This window comes from Nitrospirota bacterium (assembly GCA_040755395.1).
Classification (GTDB): domain Bacteria; phylum Nitrospirota; class Nitrospiria; order Nitrospirales; family Nitrospiraceae; genus DATLZU01.
Window position 1 is genome coordinate 34,464 of sequence record JBFMAX010000011.1, and the last position, 17,809, is coordinate 52,272.

Below are 17,809 nucleotides of genomic sequence, written 5' to 3' on the forward strand. Positions count from 1 at the left end.
ATGACGCAGAATCTATTCCAAAATATACCGCAGCGGATCGATCGCTTGCCCGTTCACCTTGACCATGTAATGCAGATGAGGCCCGGTCGCAAGTCCGCTGCTGCCAACCAACCCAACGACGTCTCCGCGTTTGACCCTTTGGCCTTCTCTCACCATCGGCTTGGCCAAGTGGCCATAGAGCGTCTCGATCCCATAGCCATGATCGATGCGGACTAGGTTTCCAAGTTTCGGGTCGAACCCGATCGCCGTGACCCTTCCTTGAGCTGGAGCCTGAACCGGCGCATTGGGCGCGGCACCGATATCCAATCCATCATGCCAGGCCGGCTTTTCCGTGAAAGGAGAAATTCTCGGTCCGAACCCGGAAGTCACCCATCCTTTCACCGGCCAGATAGAAGGGGTTGCCGCCCATCGAGATGAGCGCTGTTCCGCGGCCGCCGTCAATTCTTGCAAGGCCCGCTCTTGTCTGGTCGCTTCTTTTGCTAGCCATGCCAATTGTTCTTTGACGCGCAGCGCCAGATCTTCCTGCTCAGCCTGCGTACGCGCATTGGACGGGTCCTCACGAACTCGCGGCTCTTCTCTGCCGACCACCTGAACTTCTAAGTCGGAATTCCGAGGGGGTCCAGCGGCAGACCTTTCAATGCTGACCTCTTTCCCTTCCGGAAGAGGAGCATCCTCTCCACCCCGCCCGTTGAGCAAGTCTCCAGGCTTTACGGACTCAATCCCTAACATGACCCGGAGTCGCTGATTGACCTCTTTCATGGTCGTTAACCGCCGTTTGAGGTCATCCACGGCCGCCGAGAAGGCGGCAGTTTGCTCCCGGGCACTCATCGCCTCGGCCCGAAAGGCGGAAAGTTCCCAAACCTCTCCCGTCCGGATCACATAGTGGGAGATCACCAAGAGATCGGCAAAAATTAAAATTGAAAGTAGAATCAATAACTTACGAACAAATTTCCGCGGGAAGCTAAAGCGCAACGGCTTGGCTGTCGATCCTCGAAAAATAACGACGGTATAGGCATCGCCCTGTTCAGTGTGCTGGCTCATACCCGTGTCTCCTTCTTGGACCCTCGCACTTCTTAAATTTACTCCGCGAGTTTACCCGACCGTCTCGTTGGTGGTCAACCGTCTTTTTATGATCTAATACTTAATTTTTTCAACTACTTAAGAAGTTCACCTCTCAGCCAATCCAGATACGGCTGAGAGCCGAGGACAATCGGGAGCGCGATGATTTCCGGAACACTGTAACTATGGTGGCGCTTAATGGCCTCCTCCAAGGCTGAAAAAAAACTGGAAGCCGTCTTGAACACAATCAGTGATTCCTGTTCGTCGTGAATCTTGCCTTCCCACCTGTATATGGATCGAACGTGAGGAATAACCGTCGCACAGGCGGCAAGTTTTCTTTCCACCGCCAGATTCGCCAGTCTGATAGCCTCCTCTTGAGATGACGCTGTAACGAGAACAACGACTTCCGATGCCTGCTCAGTCACTGTAGCCCTACAGACCCGTCAGTCTCAGAAGGCCAATAGTCCATACATGTTGCAAGCAAGTCCCGTACCTGCCAAAATTGCCAGCTAAGACTAAAAGTCTTTGAATTCAACACGTTAGATGCTGAAATCGTTATCTCACTCAGATTTCGAACCAGTTGAAAGTGTACGCAAAAATATACATTGCCCGCTGTAGGCTGACAAAAATGTCCATCACCGCCCTTTTTGGGGATTCTTGATCCATGTCGAAAGATTTCAGAATGCGTCAACCGTCCGCCAATGGTCCTGCTTCGTTTTACGCGTTCATCTATTTGATTCGATTCTTGATACGACGGACCAGCAACAGGAATATTATCGATTGACTCTTTTTCTTGCCGTCACCTAAGATGGACGATGACCGACGGACGCGGAGGTGAGGGGATGAGTTTCACGATTACTCCTCGAGACTTGAAAGCTCGACTGGACAAAGGCGATAAGCTTGTCTTACTTGATGTGCGCGAACCGTGGGAACATTCTTTGGCAAAGATCGAGGGATCGATCTTGATTCCCCTGGGAACACTTCCACAATCTTTGGACAAGCTGGATCGGCACGCGGAAATCATCGCCTATTGCCATCATGGGATGAGGAGCGCCGATGCCGCCGGCTTCCTGCTTCAACAGGGGTTCACGAACGTCAAAAACTTGGTCGGAGGAATCGACGCTTGGTCCGTTCAGGTCGATCCGTCGGTGCCTCGATACCGATAGTGGATGGGTGGCGGCCCAACGGTTCGCCTATTCAACCCATCTTTTCGCGGAAATAGTCGACCGTCCTTCTCAGACCTTCGGGTAATTCGACGCGCGGCTCCCAGCCCAACTCTTGTCGGATCCTATTGGAGTCGATCACGCTTCTGGCCTGTTCGCCCTTTTTTGCCGGCCCATGCACCTCTTTGCAGGAGGCTTTGGTGAGATCGACGAGAAGGCGGAAGAGGTCATTGATCGAGGTCTCGACACCGGTTCCCACATTGTAGGTTCCCTGCACCTCCTGGGCCATGGCCGATAAATTCGCCTCGACCACGTCATCCACATAGACGAAATCTCGGGTTTGGCGTCCGTTCCCATTGATGATGGGTTGTTCGCTGCTCAGCATCTTTTGAATAAAAATGGCCACCACTCCCGCTTCCCCTTCGGGGTCCTGGCGCGGCCCGTAGACATTTGCATATCGGAGGCTGACGTAGCGGATCCCGCTGATGCGTTGGTAGTAGGCTAAGTAGTGCTCTCCGCTCAACTTGCTGATGCCGTAAGGCGACAATGGCTGAGTGGGATGGGTCTCCGGAGCGGGAAAGAGATTCTGCTCACCGTAGATCGCCCCGCCCGACGATGAGAAAACGACCTTTCTGACTCCGTGCTTGACCGACTGCTCCAGGACGTTCAGGGTTCCCAAGATATTGACCCGGGCGTCGAAGACCGGATCTTCCACTGAACGTCGTACGTCCATCTGTGCCGCCAGATGCATGACAAGAGCGGGTCGTTCGTTCCGAAAGACCCGCTCCAGCCGCCAACTTTGAATGTCGAGCTTGTAAAAACGCGCTTCACGATTGAGGTTCCGGCGCTTGCCGGTCGAGAGATTATCAACCACGGTCACCTCATGGCCTTCCTGGATGAGGCGATCCACCAGATGCGACCCGATAAACCCTGCCCCTCCTGTAACCAAGACCTTCATACTGCTCCCCTTGTGAAAGTGTAAGCCGCCGACTTCCGGTGTTAAGCCTGCGCGTCCGGGCTGACCTATTGCTGCCTTTCCCGGACAGCGCCGATCGCCGTCTCCGAGGACCAAATACCGATACGGAACGCGCTGACTCGCCGGGCGCGGCGGCTTTAGAGAGACCGACCCGCCCGCCGCTTGAGCCCCAACAAGATCTCGCGGTTCCCCTTCTGTCCTAAGACCGGGGAATCAAGAGTCCCCAAGAGCGCCAAACCTAATCCTTCAGCAAGGGCGACGATTTTGTCTGCGACCGCGCGTCGCCGCCCGTCGTCCCGGACGATGCCTCCGCGGCCAACCTGGCCGCGCCCCACTTCAAACTGCGGCTTGACCAAGGCAACAACTGACGCCTCGTTTGCCAGAAAGCGGACGACACAGGGAAGAACCAATGTGAGCGAGATGAACGAAACATCGACTACCGCCAGGTCGATCGGATCGGGCACCAAGGACGGGGACAGATAGCGGATATTGTGTCGTTCCAAAACGACGACTCGCGGGTCTTGGCGAAGGCGCCAATCAAGTTGCCCATATCCGACATCGACAGCGTACACCCGTTTTGCTCCCCGCTGAAGGAGACAGTCGGTGAAGCCTCCGGTCGAGCATCCCACATCCAACGCAATGAGTCCCCGAGGATCGATCTGAAACGCATCCAGCGCCGCGGCGAGCTTGTCTCCGCCCCGGCTCACAAAAGGACCTCTACGCTGCGTCAGCTCGATCTTCGCGCCGATCGGCACCAGTTTGGCTTGTTTGTTGACGGGAACGCCGTCGACCTTGACCGCCCCCGCCAAAATGAGGCGGCTGGCCAGTTCGCGGCTTTCCACGAGACCGCGCGTTACAAGCACGCGATCCAATCGTTCCCGGGCCGGAGGCAGTTTCTGGACCATGAAAAAACAGGCGGAGAATCCGGAGGGTAATGGCGCGTCGCAAGCGCCGAGGAGCTAGGAGGCTGAGGAGGAGTCCTCGGTCTCGTTATCATCCAGGGTGAATGCGCGAAGCCGCTTTTTCCCGTCTTTTTCCTGCACCAAGATTTCCACCTTGCGCTCGGCTTCATCCAGCATCTTCAGACAGGTTTTCGAGAGACGAATCCCCTCCTCGAAGATCTTCAGCGATTCATCGAGCGGGAGGTCGCCTTTCTCCAGCTCGGAAACGATGGCTTCAAGCCGGGCCATGGCATGTTCGAACTTTACCGCAGCCATTTCTCTCCCCAGATCACGAGCAGCGAAACGTATTATACAGTCCCGCCCGAGGAGGTCAAGCCGAAGAATCGGGCAACGTCTCCCGCACAGCGCACAGCAGCCGGCCGACCGACAATGTGATTCGAACGTCGTCGCCGACGGACACGTCGTCGGCCTGTCGCACAAGACGTCCGTCAGGGACCGTTTGCACGATGCTATACCCGCGTTTCAAGATCGCGAGCGGGCTGAGACTCTCCAGCGACACCAGACGAGATTGAAGAACCTGCCGCTCTCTATGGAGTACGGTACGCATCTGCTGCTTCAGACGTTTGAGCAGTTGGGGCACCAGCGCGCACGCTTCCTTGAGAGACGCGAGCGGGCTCTGCACCAGCAAGGCATGGCGGAAGGCCGACATGCGCTGGCGCATTCCGGCGAGGGTCTTCCTCATCCCCACCGTCAGACGGACGCTCACGTCGTCCAGACGCTGACTCTCACGCTGCACTCTCAATCGCCCGATCGAGAAGCCGCTCCGGCAGCTCTGCAGACGATTCGCCGCAGCGGCAAGACGCGACCGCACGGCACGGCAGGCGCGCTCCGTCAACTCGTGCAGCCGCTCGACCACTTCTTCGAGAACCGGCGCGACGGCTTCGGCCGCCGCAGAAGGGGTTGCCGCCCGGTAGTCGGCCGCAAAGTCGGCCAGCGTGTAATCGATCTCATGTCCCACAGCGGACACCACCGGCACCTTGGACTCCGCAATCGCCCGGACAACCACCTCCTCGTTAAAACACCAGAGGTCTTCCAACGAGCCGCCGCCCCGTCCCACGATCATGACGTCGACCAAGCCGGAGAGACTGAGCATGCGAATCGCGTCCGCGATCTGCGCCGCAGCCCCTTCGCCTTGGACCGGCACGGGCGCGATGAGCACGCTCAGAATCGGACAGCGCCTGCGCAACACGGACACGATATCGCGCACAGCGGCTCCGTCCAGCGAGGTCACCACGCCCACCCTTCCGGGGAAAGCCGGCAGAGGCCGCTTTCTGTCCGGATTGAACAATCCTTCCCGCGCCAGGCGCTCCTTCAACTGTTCAAAGGCCAATTGCAGCGCCCCGAGCCCTTTGGGCTCGAGATACTCGATGACGATCTGATATTCTCCGCGCGGCTCGTAGACTGTGAGGCGGCCCCGTGCGATCACCTGCATGCCGTCTCGCGGCGCAAAACGCAGACGCAACGCGCCGGAACGAAACAGGACGGCCCGGATCTGGCTGCTGTGATCTTTCAGGGTGAAGTAGAGGTGCCCGGACCCCGGCGCGCGGAGATTGGAGACCTCGCCTTCGACCCACAGATCCGAAAAACGAACCTCGAGGGTGTCTCTGACAAGGATCGTCAGTTCGGAGACCGTGAGGACCCGTCTGGGAGGCTCACCAGGATACATAGAGGCCGGTCCGGCGGCGCTGGATCCGCGCAGGCGCTAATCGGCGATTCTGACGCGATGGATGGAAACAGCCTTTCCGAGCCGAGCGTCAAGCTCGATCAGGACCGCGCACAACAGGGCAGGTCCCGAGGCGACCTCGAACCGGCGCGGCATACCTGTGAGAAATTTTTCGATCGCGAGTTCTTTCTTGATACCGATCACGGAATGGATCGGGCCGGTCATCCCGATGTCCGTGATATAGGCCGTGCCTTTGGGCAAGATCTGCTCATCCGCCGTTTGAACGTGCGTATGGGTACCGACTACCGCCGTCACCTCGCCGTCCAGGAAGTATCCCATCGCCATCTTCTCCGAGGTAGCCTCCGCGTGCATATCGACGAGAATGGCCGGAGTCTCGCGCTTCAACCTGCCGACTTCCCGGCGGGCGACTTGAAAGGGACAATCCAGCGCGGGCATGTAGGCGCGCCCCATTAGATGGAGAACGGCGAGCCGTTCTCCCTTCGGCGTATCGATCACGATACTGCCCCGACCCGGCACACCGTCAGGATAGTTGGCCGGACGCAGAAGCCGCGGCTCATGGGGAAAGAACTCCACGATTTCCTTCTTATCCCAGGCGTGGTTGCCGGTCGTGATGACCGAAAGCCCCATGTCGAACAGCTCATGGGCCAGGTCCGGAGTGATCCCGAAGCCGCCGGCGACATTTTCCCCGTTACCGATCACCACATCCACGTCATGCTCGCTTATGACGCGGTGCAACGTCCGCGAAATGGCCCGCCGCCCGGGTTCCCCCATGATGTCGCCGATGAAGAGAACCTTCATGTGAATTTCTTCATTGATGCACTGCCGATTGGTTCGATGAAAAAAGAACCAATGACGCAATGACTCAATCGTCAATGCTTTATTTCGCGTATTCCACGAATCGGCTCTCCCTGATCACGGTCACTTTGATCTGACCGGGATAGGTCAGCTCCTGCTCGATCTTCTTGGCCAGATCGCGGGACAACTGGAAGGCTTCGGCATCCGTGAGATCCTCTTGCTTCACGATCACCCGGATCTCTCGCCCGGCCTGAATGGCGTAAGCTTTCTGCACGCCTTTCAGCCCGCCCGCCAGCGCTTCCAATTTTTCCAATCGCTTCACATACGATTCGAGCGCCTCCCGTCGAGCCCCCGGCCTGGCGGCTGACAGGGCCTCGGCGGACGCGACCAGCACGGTTTCCGGGCAGATCGCCTCTACTTGTTCGTGATGCGCCGCAATCGCATTGACCACCTTGGGGTCCTCGCCGTAGCGCTTAGCGATGTCGGCGCCCAGCATCGCATGCGGTCCCTCTTCCTCGTGGCTCACCGCCTTGCCGATGTCGTGCAAGAGCGCGCCTCGCTTGGCCAGCTTGACGTCGAGTCCCAGCTCTGCGGCCATGATCCCGCAAATGTAGGCCGCTTCCCGCGCATGATACAGGTTGTTCTGTCCGTAGCTCGTTCGATACTTCAATCGGCCGAGGATCCTGACCAGCTCCGGATGGAAACCCGACAGGCCGAGCTCGAAAATGATCCGTTCCGCTTCTTCGATCATCAATTTGTCGATATCGGTCTTCACTTTCTCCACGATCTCTTCGATCCTGGTGGGATGGATGCGTCCGTCATGCATCAGCCGCTCCAACGACACCTTGGCGATCTCACGGCGCAGCGGATCAAATCCCGAAATGATGACCGCTTCCGGTGTTTCGTCGATGATGAGATCGATGCCGGTCGCCGCCTCGATCGCGCGGATGTTCCGGCCTTCGCGGCCGATGATGCGGCCCTTCATGGCGTCGTTCGGAATCGGCACGACGGAAATCGTCGCCTCCGAGACGTAGTCCCTGGTCACTCGCTGAATCGATCGGGCGATGATCTCCCTCGCTTCCCGTTCCGCGTTCTCTTTCGCTTCCTCGATCGTTCGTTTGGCGATGCCGGCGGCTTCTAGGCGAACCTGGCTTTCGAGATCCAGCAGCAGTTGCCGTTTGGCCTCTTCCGCCGTCATCCCCGCGACCCGTTCCAGCGCCTCTCGATGCTCCCTGGCGGCTTGCGCACAAGCCAGTTCCTTCTGTGCCAGACCTTCTTCACGCTTGACCAACTCTTGCTCGCGCTTCTCCAGCATGCCGAGCTTCCGGTCGAGGTTTTCCTCCCGCTGGACCAGACGCTTCTCCAGAGTAAGGAGCTCAGCCGATCTGGCCTTCTGCTCCCGCTCGAACTCCGTTTTGGCTTGGAAGACAAGGTCTTTTGCCTCGAGCTTGGCTTCCTTGATCAGATTCTCCGCTTCACGTTGCGCGCTCTGCACAATCTGCCGAGCCTGCTCCTCGGTCTCGGCCCGCTTGGCCATGAGCGACTTCCGCCGGACCAGTTCGTACAATCCGGCTCCGGCGAAGGCGCCTAGCAGCGCCGTTACCACGTATGCCAATACAGTGAGAGAAATGGTGTTCACCCCCTTCACGCTGATGCACGGACGTGCACAGCCATGTGTCCTCGAATCGATGACAGTTTCACGACGTTCGGATACCTGGAGCGGCGACAGTCGGGCGAGGTCAGGATGGGCGATTGGCGGAAGAAACGAGATCCGACTACGGAAAGACCGGGACAGGATCGGACGGGCTTTATGGGAGGAGAAGGACGGTCGGCCTGCGTTGATCCTAGGGACGTCCCCTGGCAGGAAATGAAACGCCGCCCCTTCGAGCACGTCTCACCCGGCTCCACATCGCGGTCAAACTATCGGACACCGTGACGGGAACTCGCTTGTCCGCCGGCCATGGCTCAGGCAAGAAGAGTGTGGGTCCTGATACCGTCCATAACCGAAGGGAAAGCGCCACCAGTTGCGTGAATCCTCTTCCAAGCATCTCCAGGATTACCGCACAGCACAGAATCATGTTTGCGATCGTCGTATTCGTCGTCCCGACTCCCAACTTTCCAGTCCCAGTCTCTCGTTTCTACCGGCCGGCAATCTCTTCCGCCCTTCCGGCCGACGCACCGGATTGCATAGGACGATAGCAAAGGACCGCGTCGAATTCAAGACGAAACTTACCGCGAGAGAGGCGACGGCATTTCCTCTTCGATGGACTCCATGAGCGAAAGCATGCGCCGTTCGACGGCCGCCTCTCCCTGTTGACGCAACTGTTCGGACTGGAACAGTTGATGGGCAATATTGATGGCGGCCAGGATCCCCAGCCTGGCAAGGGTCGCCGTCTTCATTCCTTGCGACAGCGCCCGCATATGCTCATCGACGAAGCTGGCCAGCCGGCGTACGTACTGCTCGTCAGCGTCGCCACGGATACTGTATCGTTGACCGTAGATTTCCACCTCGATGGTCTTAGTCAAGCGCCACCTCCTTCGAATCCTCCAGGCACTCGAGCGCGTCCATCTCTCCTAGGACCTTCTCGATTCTCGTCCGGATGTCTACTCGCTCGCGTTCCCACCGACGATTCAAATCGTCCTGGATGGCCAGCCGTTCCCGCGCTGCTCGCAGCTCTTCCTCGAGCGCAGCGTTCTTCCGTTTGAGTTCCTGCACCAGCTTGACCAAATCACGGATGCGAGTCTCCAACGCGTCCAATCTTTCCAACGACATAGGCGCATTTCTCCTTGCAGACCCGCAAATTGCGGGCACTATAGAAACTTCACCAGCGCTTGTCAAGAAAGCGTCAGCGGCTCAGGACGCGCCGTTGTTGAGACGGAGGTACTCGTGGTAACTGCGAAGGACTCGCTTCACGTATTGCCGGGTTTCCTGGTAGGGAATCAATTCAACAAATTCGTCCGGGTCACGGCCCCGGTTCATCACGATCCAGGCATTGACCGCCGCGGGCCCGGCATTGTATGCGGCGATGACGTAGATCACGTTCCCTGAAAACTGCTCCATGAGTTGTTCGAGGTACCGGACGCCGATCCGGATATTGGTCTCCTGATCAAAAAGGTCTTCCCGTCCCATGCTGGGAAACCCCAGGCGTCGGGCCACTTGATTGGCGGTGGTCGGCATCACCTGCATCAGCCCGATCGCGCCCACGCGCGACACCGCTCGCCGGTCGTATTGGCTTTCCTCGCGAATGATGGCGGCCACGAGATGCGGATCGACCCCCTTGGCGGCCTGCGCTTGAATGATGGGCAGGAACGCGTTGGGGTAGGCGACGTTCCAAAGAGCGGAGGAGACGGCGGCGCCGCCGCCTCGCTCCAGCTTCTCCCGAAAATACAGCCTGGCGAGCCGCAGCGCTTGATGATGGGCGCCCGCTTCGCTCAACAGTGTGGAGAGAGCCAGCACCACCTCCTGATCCCGTCCAAATCGTTCCGTCAGAGCGGCCAATTCCCTCGCGGCGTCCTGATCCAAGCCTAGTATCTTCAATTCGACCGCCCGGCGATATCCGGCTTCCCGTTCGATCTCCCCGCGCTTGCCAGAAGGCAGCGTGCCGAGATTCTCGGGCGAGGAATCCATCGACGCCGGTTGTGACGCAGGCATCCCGGCCCGTTTCCGTGCTAACTGGCAATAATAGGTGAACACGTACCGTTGACACACCTGCTGATACAGCTCCTTCGCCTGAGCTTTGGAACTTTCCTCGTGCTCCAACGCTCTTGCCATCCAGTACAGGGCTTGCGGTTCCCAGTCCTTGTCTTTTTCGGCGGCTACCGCGTGAAACGTGTCGCTGGCGTCGCGGAACCGACCAATCCGATATTGCACCCACCCGATCCGCCAGAGAGCGTCGAGACGCTGGGAGATCGACTCGCCCGTCTTCGTGACCTGACGATACCGCTCGATCGCCTCGGGGTACCGAGCTTGATCCTCCAACCAGATCCCCGTAAAGAACTGCACCGACGCTTTTTGATCGGCGGACAATGACGACTTCGCCACCGACTGGGCCAAATCCAGCAATTTGTCCCCCTGCCCTTCCCGCAGATAGATCCGGGCCAACCAGACAGTCGCCTCGCTCGATTCGGGAACCCGTTCCGCCGCCAAGTCTCGGAACACGGTTTTCGCCTGGTCATATTGCTTGAGCCGGACATAGGCAATCCCAAGCTTGAGCTGGGCCTCGTGCCGGCGGGGGTGTTGCGGAGCCGCGGCTAGGAAGGCGCGCAGTTCCTCGATCGCTTCGGCGTGCAGCGAAAGCCCTAGAAACGCCAGGGCACGCGCGTACAGGTCATCGGCCAGCGGAGACCAGGGCTCACCTCCGGCTCCGGAAACCAGTCGCGATTGCGCCTCACGGGCTTCGGGAACCTGAGGATACCGAGTCCATAATTGCTGCAGGTGCGACCGTCCCTCCGTGGACCGGCCGTCGCGAACGGCGCAATCGGCCAAATGCAGAAGCGCCAACGGAGCGTCAGGATCTTTATCGTTGAGCGTGAGGCCGTTGAGAAACCGAGAAGTCGCCTCTCCACAGGAACCGGCCCGGTACCAGGCCTCTCCGGCGCGAAAGGCCGCGCGGCCAGCGAGCAGCGTATCCGGCACAGCCGGAACGATGGAGTCAAACAGAGCCGCCGCTGGCCACGCGTCGCCCGCTCGCAGCAACGCTTCCCCCAGCCAGAATCGCACATAATCATCCAGAACGGGGAAGTCCCGCTGTGCCGCCCGAAGAAATCGTACCGACGCCGCGGGATCGCGTTCGCTCAACAGCACCCCGATCAGCAGGCCGGCCCGCTTCGCCCACAGGGAAGCGGGATGCCGTTCCATGACCGCGCGCAACCGGTCGATCCTGGCCGAGAGCGATTGATCTGGACTGACCGACGCGCCGGCTTTTTCTTTGACGGCGACCGCCGATCGAAAGCATTCCTCGGCGGTTTCGCAGGGGAACGAGGAAGACGACTCATCCGGCCGAATCTCCGCGGCGAAGGAAGACCCGGCGAGCGACAGCAAGCACGCCAGGAAGAACCAAGACAGGGATCGACGGAACGGTCCCGGACGGATGCGCCAACACCGTGTGTGGAGAAGCGAGAAGATCATGGCATTCCAGCGACACAGATTATAACAAAGTCCCCATGGCCCTTTGGGCCACCGTGCAGGATGGAAAATCATGGATGGGCGAGAGGCGAGGGGCTTGGGGCGAGGGAGGAAACGGTCTCCGACCTCTAGCCTCGGGCCGCTAGCCTCGCGCCTATTTTCATACCAGCATTGGAATAACAAAGCGACACGACGAAGCTTCGCTTCGACCGGACGGGACGGATCCGCGCTGGCTGTCCTTGTCTCGGCAATTTTCCGTGTGTTAGGCTCGATTGATTGGAGTATCACTGATGCCACCGTCATATCAACCTTCGGCGCTGCCTGCCGTCTCCAATCTTCTGGCATTCAGCAGCCGGGGGATGGAAGAACTCGTCCGGAGTCTCGGCTGGCCCCGGCACCGGGCTCGGCAGATCCTCCGATGGCTCTATCAAAGCCGCATTCGGGACATCCAATCCATGACCGACCTGTCGAAACAGGAGCGGACCGTGTTGAGCGGATGCGCCGACATCAGACGCCTCGAGAGCGCCGGAGTGCTTGCTTCCAAAGACGGTACGAAAAAGTTCCTGTTCGGGCTGCAAGATGGTCGATCGGTGGAGAGCGTCCTGATTCCCGATGAGGGAAGACTCACCTTATGCGTCTCCACCCAGATCGGTTGCACCCTGGACTGCAGCTTCTGCTTGACCGGGACGATGGGATTGCATCGCAACTTGAAGGCCCACGAAATCGTCGACCAAGTCTTGACCGTGCAGGATCATCTGGACACCCGCGAGACGCTGACCAATCTGGTCTTCATGGGCATGGGGGAACCGCTCGCCAATTTCGAGGCGGTCTCCGACGCGATCAGCCGTCTTACCAACCGAACCTGGGGTCTGGGGTTTTCATCCCGGCGCATCACGGTGTCGACCGCCGGACTGGCACCCCGGTTGAAAGAGATGGCTTCGCTGGGCGTGAACCTGGCTGTCTCGTTGAATGCGACGACGGACGAACAGCGCGATCGGCTCATGCCGGCCGTGAACCGGATCTATCCGCTACGGGAGTTGATGGCGGCCTGCCGCGACTATCCTCTGCCTCCGCGCCGGCGGCTGACCTTCGAATATGTCCTCCTCGCCGGCCTCAACGACAGCCGGGACGACGCGAAGCGGCTCGCGATTCTGATCCGTGGAATCCGGTGCAAGGTCAATTTGATTCCCTTCAATGAGTTTCCCGGGAGCGAGTTCAAACGGCCGTCCGAGGAGACCGTCCTGGCCTTTCAGTCCGTCCTCAAGCAGGCTGGGTTCGAAGTCTTCGTGCGCAAGAGCAAAGGAAGAGATGTCTTAGGCGCATGCGGTCAACTCGGCCGATCAGTCGCCGCCTCGGAAGCTCTCGCCTTGACACCCGTTCAAGCCCGTTGTTAGCATGCGCCGCGCCGAAGCAGGCTGGTCATCATCTCGGTAAAATCCTTCATGCGATACGTGCCGCTGTTCGCTCTCTCGATCCTGGCCGCATTCTTCCTGTCCGCCCACGTCGCGGGCGCGGCCTTGCCCGAGCCGCGCGAGTTCGTGTTGTCGAACGGGATGAAGGTGCTGCTGGTGGAGGTTCCGAAAGCACCGGTGGCGACCGTGCAGGTCTGGTACAAAGTCGGATCGCGCAACGAGGTGATGGGCCGGGCTGGGCTGTCGCACATGCTGGAACACATGATGTTCAAAGGTACGGCCAAGTATCCCAAAGGCACCTTCGACCGACTGATCAGGAAGAACGGCGGCATCAGCAACGCGTTCACCAGTCAGGACTTCACGTCCTACTTCGAGAACCTGGCGGCCGATCGGGTCGAACTGGCCCTGGAGCTTGAAGCGGATCGTATGCAAGGATTATCGCTCGACGCGAAAGAGTTTCAGCCCGAGCGGGAGGTCGTCAAAGAAGAGCGCCGCCTTCGGACCGAGGACGACCCTCAAAGTTCTCTTGTGGAAGTGCTCTTCGCCCAGGCCTTTATGAGCCATCCCTACCATTGGCCGATCATCGGCTGGTTCTCCGATCTCGACGCCATGACGCTGGAAGATCTCCAGCGTCATTACGACACCTACTACTCGCCGAACAACGCGACCCTGGTGATCGTCGGAGACATCAAAGTCGACGCCTTGTTACCGACGATCAAGCGCCTGTTTGAGCCTATTCCTCGAGGGCCGAACCCACCGCCGGTCACCGTCACGGAACCGGAGCAGCGAGGAGAGCGGCGTTTCGTCCTTAAGCGCGAGGCGCAGGTGCCGTTTGTGATTCTGGGCTACCGCGTGCCCAACTACACGAGCCAGGACTCGTACGCGCTCGACATCCTCGAGTCGATCCTGCAGCACGGCAAGAGTTCGCGGCTCTATCGAAGCCTGATGTACGAGCAGAAGCTGGTCCTGGCGGTCGGCGCCGAGTATGGGCTCATGCAGGCCGACCCCGGCCTGTTCTACGTGTACGCCCTTGTGAAGCCGAGCCAGAAGGTGGAGGCCGTGGAAGAGGCGCTGACCCGGGAGATTAAACGGTTGCAGGCCGAGCCGCCGACGGAGCAGGAGCTGCAGCGGGCGAAGAACCAGATCGAGGCCGCGTACATCTTTCAGCAGGATTCCAACTTCCGTCACGCCATGCTGCTCGGCGAGGCGGAGACGATCGGCGCCGGTTGGCGGAAGGTTGGGCAGTTCCTCGACCGCATCCGCGCCGTCACCGCTAAGGACGTTCAGCGCGTCGCACGACAGTATCTGATCGAAGACGCGAGGACCGTCGGCACACTGATTCCCCTTCCCCCTCGGAATCAGCATCCCGCGCCGACATCCGCGCAACAACTCGAACAGTAAAGGACCGGCGATGAGTGTCGGACCGGACAGCCGCGGCGGTTTCTTCGCAAACGACGTCGGGCTTCGGCGAGCGGCTGCGCGCCTCTGCGCCCTGTTCATGCTCGGGCTGGTTGCCCTGACCGTCTGTCCTCCACAAACAGGGGCGTCCGATCTCAATCCCATTCGCTTCGTGACACCGAACGGTCTCACGGTGCTGTTCCTGGAGCAGCACTACCTGCCCATCGTGGAAGTCCATGCACTCGTCAAGGTAGGCTCGGCGCAGGACCCCCCGGATAAAGCCGGATTGGCCAATCTCGTCGCCAGCCTGTTGGACGAGGGGACGACGACCCGCAGCAGCAAGCAGATCGCAGAACAAATCGACTTTGTCGGCGGATCGCTGGAAGCCAAAGCCTCCGAGGACTTCACCACGGCGTCGGCTCGCGTGTTGAAAAAGGACGCCGATCTGGGCTTTTCGCTGTTGGCCGATATCCTGATCCGCCCGGCCTTTCCGAAACAGGAATTCGAACGGGTCCGGACTCAGATCCTGGGCGAGATCGTGAGCGACAACGACGACCCGGGCCAAGTGGCGCTGAAGGCGTTTCACCGATTGGTCTTCCACGGCCATCCGTATCGGTGGCCGGTGAACGGCACCGAAGAGACGGTGAGCAAGATCACGCTGGCCGACGTGCAGACGTTCTTTACGAAGGAATACCTGCCGAACCAAACCATCCTGGCGATCGTCGGCGATTTGACGCAGGACCAGGCGGCCTCCCTCGTGCAGACCCATTTCGGATCGTGGAAGCGCGGCTCGCCGCCGCTGCGGACTACGCGTAAACCGGCCCCCGTCGAGCGCAAGACGGTGCACCTGATCGAGAAGGATCTCACGCAGTCCACCATTATCCTGGGCCACGCAGGCATCAGCCGGACCAATCCCGACTACTATGCGGTGACCGTCATGAACCACATCCTGGGGGCCGGGGGATTCGCCTCCCGCTTGATGGATTCGATCCGCGACAAACAGGGACTGGCCTACGGGATCATGAGTCACTTCGACGCCCGCCTGATGCCCGGCGCGTTTATGGTGAACCTGCAGACGCGAAGCGAAGCCACGAACCAGGCCATCGCCGGAGTGCTGAACGAGATCAAGACCCTCCGCGAATCCCCGGTGTCGGATCAGGAACTGGCGGATGCCAAGGCCTTTCTCGTCGGGAGCTTTCCTCTGCGGCTTGATTCCACCGCCAAGCTCGCCCAGGTGTTGGCTCAAGTGGAGTTCTACGGCCTCGGTCTCGATTATTTCATGCAATATCCGAAATGGATCGAGAAGGTCACCAAAGACGACGTCCTCCGTGTCGCGAAGCAGTATCTCGATCCACAGCACTATGTCCTGGTCGTCGTGGGCGATCAGGCGAAGGCGAAAGTGCGGCAGTAGCGGGGCAGGACGCCGCGCGATCGCCGCAAGTCCCCAGTTGCGAATTGCTGCACGCCTACTGTGATGCGATCATTTCTGTGGAGCAAGCTTGAAACGATGCAGACGATCCTGGACGGAATGCAGTCCGTCCTGGTGGCGTTCTCCGGAGGCATCGACAGTACGTTTGTTCTAAAGGTCGCGCACGACCGGCTTGGCCTGCGCGCCGTAGCCGTCACCGCCGTCTCCCCGACCCTCCCCGAACACGAACTGGAGACGTCCCGCCGGGTAGCGGCGGAGATCGGTGCGCGGCACCTGATCGTCGAGACGGACCAACTGCGGATCCCCGACTTCGTCCGTAACGACGAGCGCCGCTGCTACCACTGCAAGACCGATCTCTATTCCTTGCTCAACAGGATGCGCGAAGATTTAGGGATCGCTCAGGTCGTGGATGGCACCAACCTCGACGATCTCGGCGACGAGCGGCCGGGCATCGCGGCTGCGCGCGAATGGGGTGTTCGTAGTCCGCTCGTCGAGGCCGGACTGACCAAGGCCGACATTCGCGCGCTCGCCAAGGATCTCGGCCTCTCCAATTGGGACAAGCCGGCCGCCGCCTGCCTTTCCTCCCGCGTCCCGCGAGGGGTTCCGATCACGAAGGCGACCTTGACACGGGTCGAACGGGCCGAGGCGGCGTTGATGGAGGAGGGATTCGCGCACGTCCGGGTGAGGGATCACGGGGACATCGCGAGGATTGAGCTCGCCGGAGAGGAATTCTCCCGGATACTGACGGATGGACGGTGCGCCCGCCTTGCTGCGCGCTTAAAGGAATTGGGATTCCGTTTTGTGACGCTGGACCTGGAGGGCTACCGGCAGGGAGGCGCAAACTGATCAGTGCTCAGTGCCGAGTTTTCAGAGATCGGCCGACTCCGCCCTTAGAACTCACCGCCCGGAACTCAGCTCTTGCAGGTCTTCGCCAAGGCTTCGAGCGCTTCGTCGGCAAACCGCCGGTGGTCGGCATCCGTCAGGCTTCTTTCCACCACCTTCTCCGCGACCATCAGAGCCAGTTCGGTCGTCTGGTTGCGGATGTCCTGAATGGCCTTCCGGCGTTCATGCTCGATCTCGCGGGCGGCATCGGCTTTAATCCGCTCCGCCTCGGCGGTCAACCGTTGCTCGTTCTCTTCCAGCAGCCGCTGGGCACGCTCCTTGGCCTGAGCCAAGATGGCTTCCGCCTCTTTGGAAGCGGCGTTCAGCTTGGCCTCATATTCGCGCAACTTCCGTTCGGCCTCCGTCCGATGCCGCTCGGCCTGTTCCAGGCTTTCACGAATCTTTCGCTCCCGTGTTTCCAGCGCCTCTAAAATCGGCGGAAAGGCGAACTTGTAGAGCACCCACAGCAGCACTCCGAACGAGACGATCTCCCAGAAGATCAGCGAGGAGAAGAAATGGGTCTCGAATTGTGGCATGTGTACTCTCGTGAAACGTTAAACGTGAATCGTTAAACGAGAAGTCTTCGCGATTAACGGTTGACGAATGACGGTTAACGCGCCCTACTTGCGCAGTCCCATGATGATGAACGCGATCACCAGCCCATATAGCGCGATCGCTTCGACCAGAGCGAACCCGATCCACATGTATTTGCCGACTCGACCCTCGGCTTCCGGCTGTCTGGCGACCGCTTCGATCATCTTGCCGAAAATATACCCTATACCCACGCCGGCGCCGGCAAAGCCGGCCGCTGCCAATCCCATGCCCAACAACGCTGATGCTGCGGAATCCATCGTGTCCTTTCCTCCCTTACAAAGAAGCGAACAGCGAATAGCGGGGATCACCGATCGATCCGCTCTCTGCCGT

Annotated in this window: 18 protein-coding genes; 5 read left to right on the forward strand and 13 right to left on the reverse strand. The window is 59.6% G+C overall.

Annotated elements, in window-relative coordinates; all coding sequences use genetic code 11:
* Nucleotides 1-12: 12 nt before the first annotated feature.
* The gene (locus tag AB1555_14835) at nt 13-1,041 is read right to left on the reverse strand and encodes a M23 family metallopeptidase (protein MEW6247972.1); all 1,029 of its coding nucleotides are present in this window, start codon (nt 1,039-1,041) and stop codon (nt 13-15) included.
* A 113-nt stretch (nt 1,042-1,154) separates the two neighbouring features.
* Nucleotides 1,155-1,484 (reverse strand): divalent-cation tolerance protein CutA, encoded by a 330-nt coding sequence (cutA, locus tag AB1555_14840; protein MEW6247973.1) that lies wholly within the window; start codon nt 1,482-1,484, stop codon nt 1,155-1,157.
* 417 nt (nt 1,485-1,901) lie between these two features.
* Here cutA and AB1555_14845 point away from each other — a divergent pair, with 417 nt between their 5' ends.
* Entirely contained in the window at nt 1,902-2,225 is a 324-nt protein-coding gene (locus AB1555_14845) for a rhodanese-like domain-containing protein (GenBank protein MEW6247974.1), read from the forward strand.
* Between the two features lie 31 nt (nt 2,226-2,256).
* On the opposite strand, the gene AB1555_14850 is transcribed toward AB1555_14845, so the two are convergent.
* From AB1555_14850 to AB1555_14890, 9 genes are all read right to left on the reverse strand, one after another.
* Entirely contained in the window at nt 2,257-3,180 is a 924-nt protein-coding gene (locus AB1555_14850; protein MEW6247975.1) for an SDR family oxidoreductase, read from the reverse strand.
* A gap of 155 nt (nt 3,181-3,335) precedes the next feature.
* Complete coding sequence (locus AB1555_14855) at nt 3,336-4,103, reverse strand: TlyA family RNA methyltransferase (protein MEW6247976.1); 768 nt, start codon at nt 4,101-4,103, stop codon at nt 3,336-3,338.
* Between the two features lie 54 nt (nt 4,104-4,157).
* Complete coding sequence (gene xseB, locus AB1555_14860) at nt 4,158-4,415, reverse strand: exodeoxyribonuclease VII small subunit (protein MEW6247977.1); 258 nt, start codon at nt 4,413-4,415, stop codon at nt 4,158-4,160.
* A gap of 55 nt (nt 4,416-4,470) precedes the next feature.
* On the reverse strand, nt 4,471-5,826 hold the full coding sequence (gene xseA, locus AB1555_14865; GenBank protein ID MEW6247978.1) for an exodeoxyribonuclease VII large subunit: 1,356 nt from the start codon (nt 5,824-5,826) through the stop codon (nt 4,471-4,473).
* A gap of 36 nt (nt 5,827-5,862) precedes the next feature.
* Nucleotides 5,863-6,642 (reverse strand): TIGR00282 family metallophosphoesterase, encoded by a 780-nt coding sequence (locus tag AB1555_14870; GenBank protein ID MEW6247979.1) that lies wholly within the window; start codon nt 6,640-6,642, stop codon nt 5,863-5,865.
* 79 nt (nt 6,643-6,721) lie between these two features.
* Nucleotides 6,722-8,278, reverse strand: coding sequence for a ribonuclease Y (gene rny / locus AB1555_14875; protein MEW6247980.1), 1,557 nt, complete (start codon nt 8,276-8,278; stop codon nt 6,722-6,724).
* A 590-nt stretch (nt 8,279-8,868) separates the two neighbouring features.
* A complete protein-coding gene (locus tag AB1555_14880) occupies nt 8,869-9,165 on the reverse strand; it encodes a cell division protein ZapA (GenBank protein ID MEW6247981.1) in 297 nt (98 codons plus the stop codon).
* Nucleotides 9,158-9,412, reverse strand: a complete 255-nt coding sequence (gene zapB, locus AB1555_14885) for a cell division protein ZapB (protein ID MEW6247982.1) — start codon at nt 9,410-9,412, stop codon at nt 9,158-9,160. Before zapB ends, AB1555_14880 begins: the two co-directional genes overlap by 8 nt.
* Nucleotides 9,413-9,493: 81 nt before the next feature.
* Nucleotides 9,494-11,767 (reverse strand): transglycosylase SLT domain-containing protein, encoded by a 2,274-nt coding sequence (locus AB1555_14890; protein ID MEW6247983.1) that lies wholly within the window; start codon nt 11,765-11,767, stop codon nt 9,494-9,496.
* 287 nt (nt 11,768-12,054) lie between these two features.
* On the opposite strand from AB1555_14890, the gene rlmN reads away from it, so the two are divergent.
* The 4 genes from rlmN (at nt 12,055) to larE (ending at nt 16,849) form a co-directional block, all read left to right on the forward strand.
* Nucleotides 12,055-13,158, forward strand: a complete 1,104-nt coding sequence (rlmN, locus tag AB1555_14895; GenBank protein MEW6247984.1) for a 23S rRNA (adenine(2503)-C(2))-methyltransferase RlmN — start codon at nt 12,055-12,057, stop codon at nt 13,156-13,158.
* A gap of 48 nt (nt 13,159-13,206) precedes the next feature.
* On the forward strand, nt 13,207-14,577 hold the full coding sequence (locus AB1555_14900) for a pitrilysin family protein (protein MEW6247985.1): 1,371 nt from the start codon (nt 13,207-13,209) through the stop codon (nt 14,575-14,577).
* Between the two features lie 10 nt (nt 14,578-14,587).
* Nucleotides 14,588-15,985, forward strand: coding sequence for a pitrilysin family protein (locus tag AB1555_14905; GenBank protein MEW6247986.1), 1,398 nt, complete (start codon nt 14,588-14,590; stop codon nt 15,983-15,985).
* Between the two features lie 96 nt (nt 15,986-16,081).
* Nucleotides 16,082-16,849 carry an ATP-dependent sacrificial sulfur transferase LarE gene (gene larE, locus AB1555_14910; GenBank protein MEW6247987.1) on the forward strand — a complete coding sequence of 256 codons (768 nt, stop codon included), beginning with the start codon at nt 16,082-16,084 and terminating at the stop codon, nt 16,847-16,849.
* 65 nt (nt 16,850-16,914) lie between these two features.
* Here larE and atpF read toward each other — a convergent pair whose 3' ends face one another.
* The gene (atpF, locus tag AB1555_14915; GenBank protein MEW6247988.1) at nt 16,915-17,421 is read right to left on the reverse strand and encodes a F0F1 ATP synthase subunit B; all 507 of its coding nucleotides are present in this window, start codon (nt 17,419-17,421) and stop codon (nt 16,915-16,917) included.
* 84 nt (nt 17,422-17,505) lie between these two features.
* Complete coding sequence (atpE, locus tag AB1555_14920) at nt 17,506-17,736, reverse strand: ATP synthase F0 subunit C (GenBank protein MEW6247989.1); 231 nt, start codon at nt 17,734-17,736, stop codon at nt 17,506-17,508.
* Nucleotides 17,737-17,809: the final 73 nt, after the last annotated feature.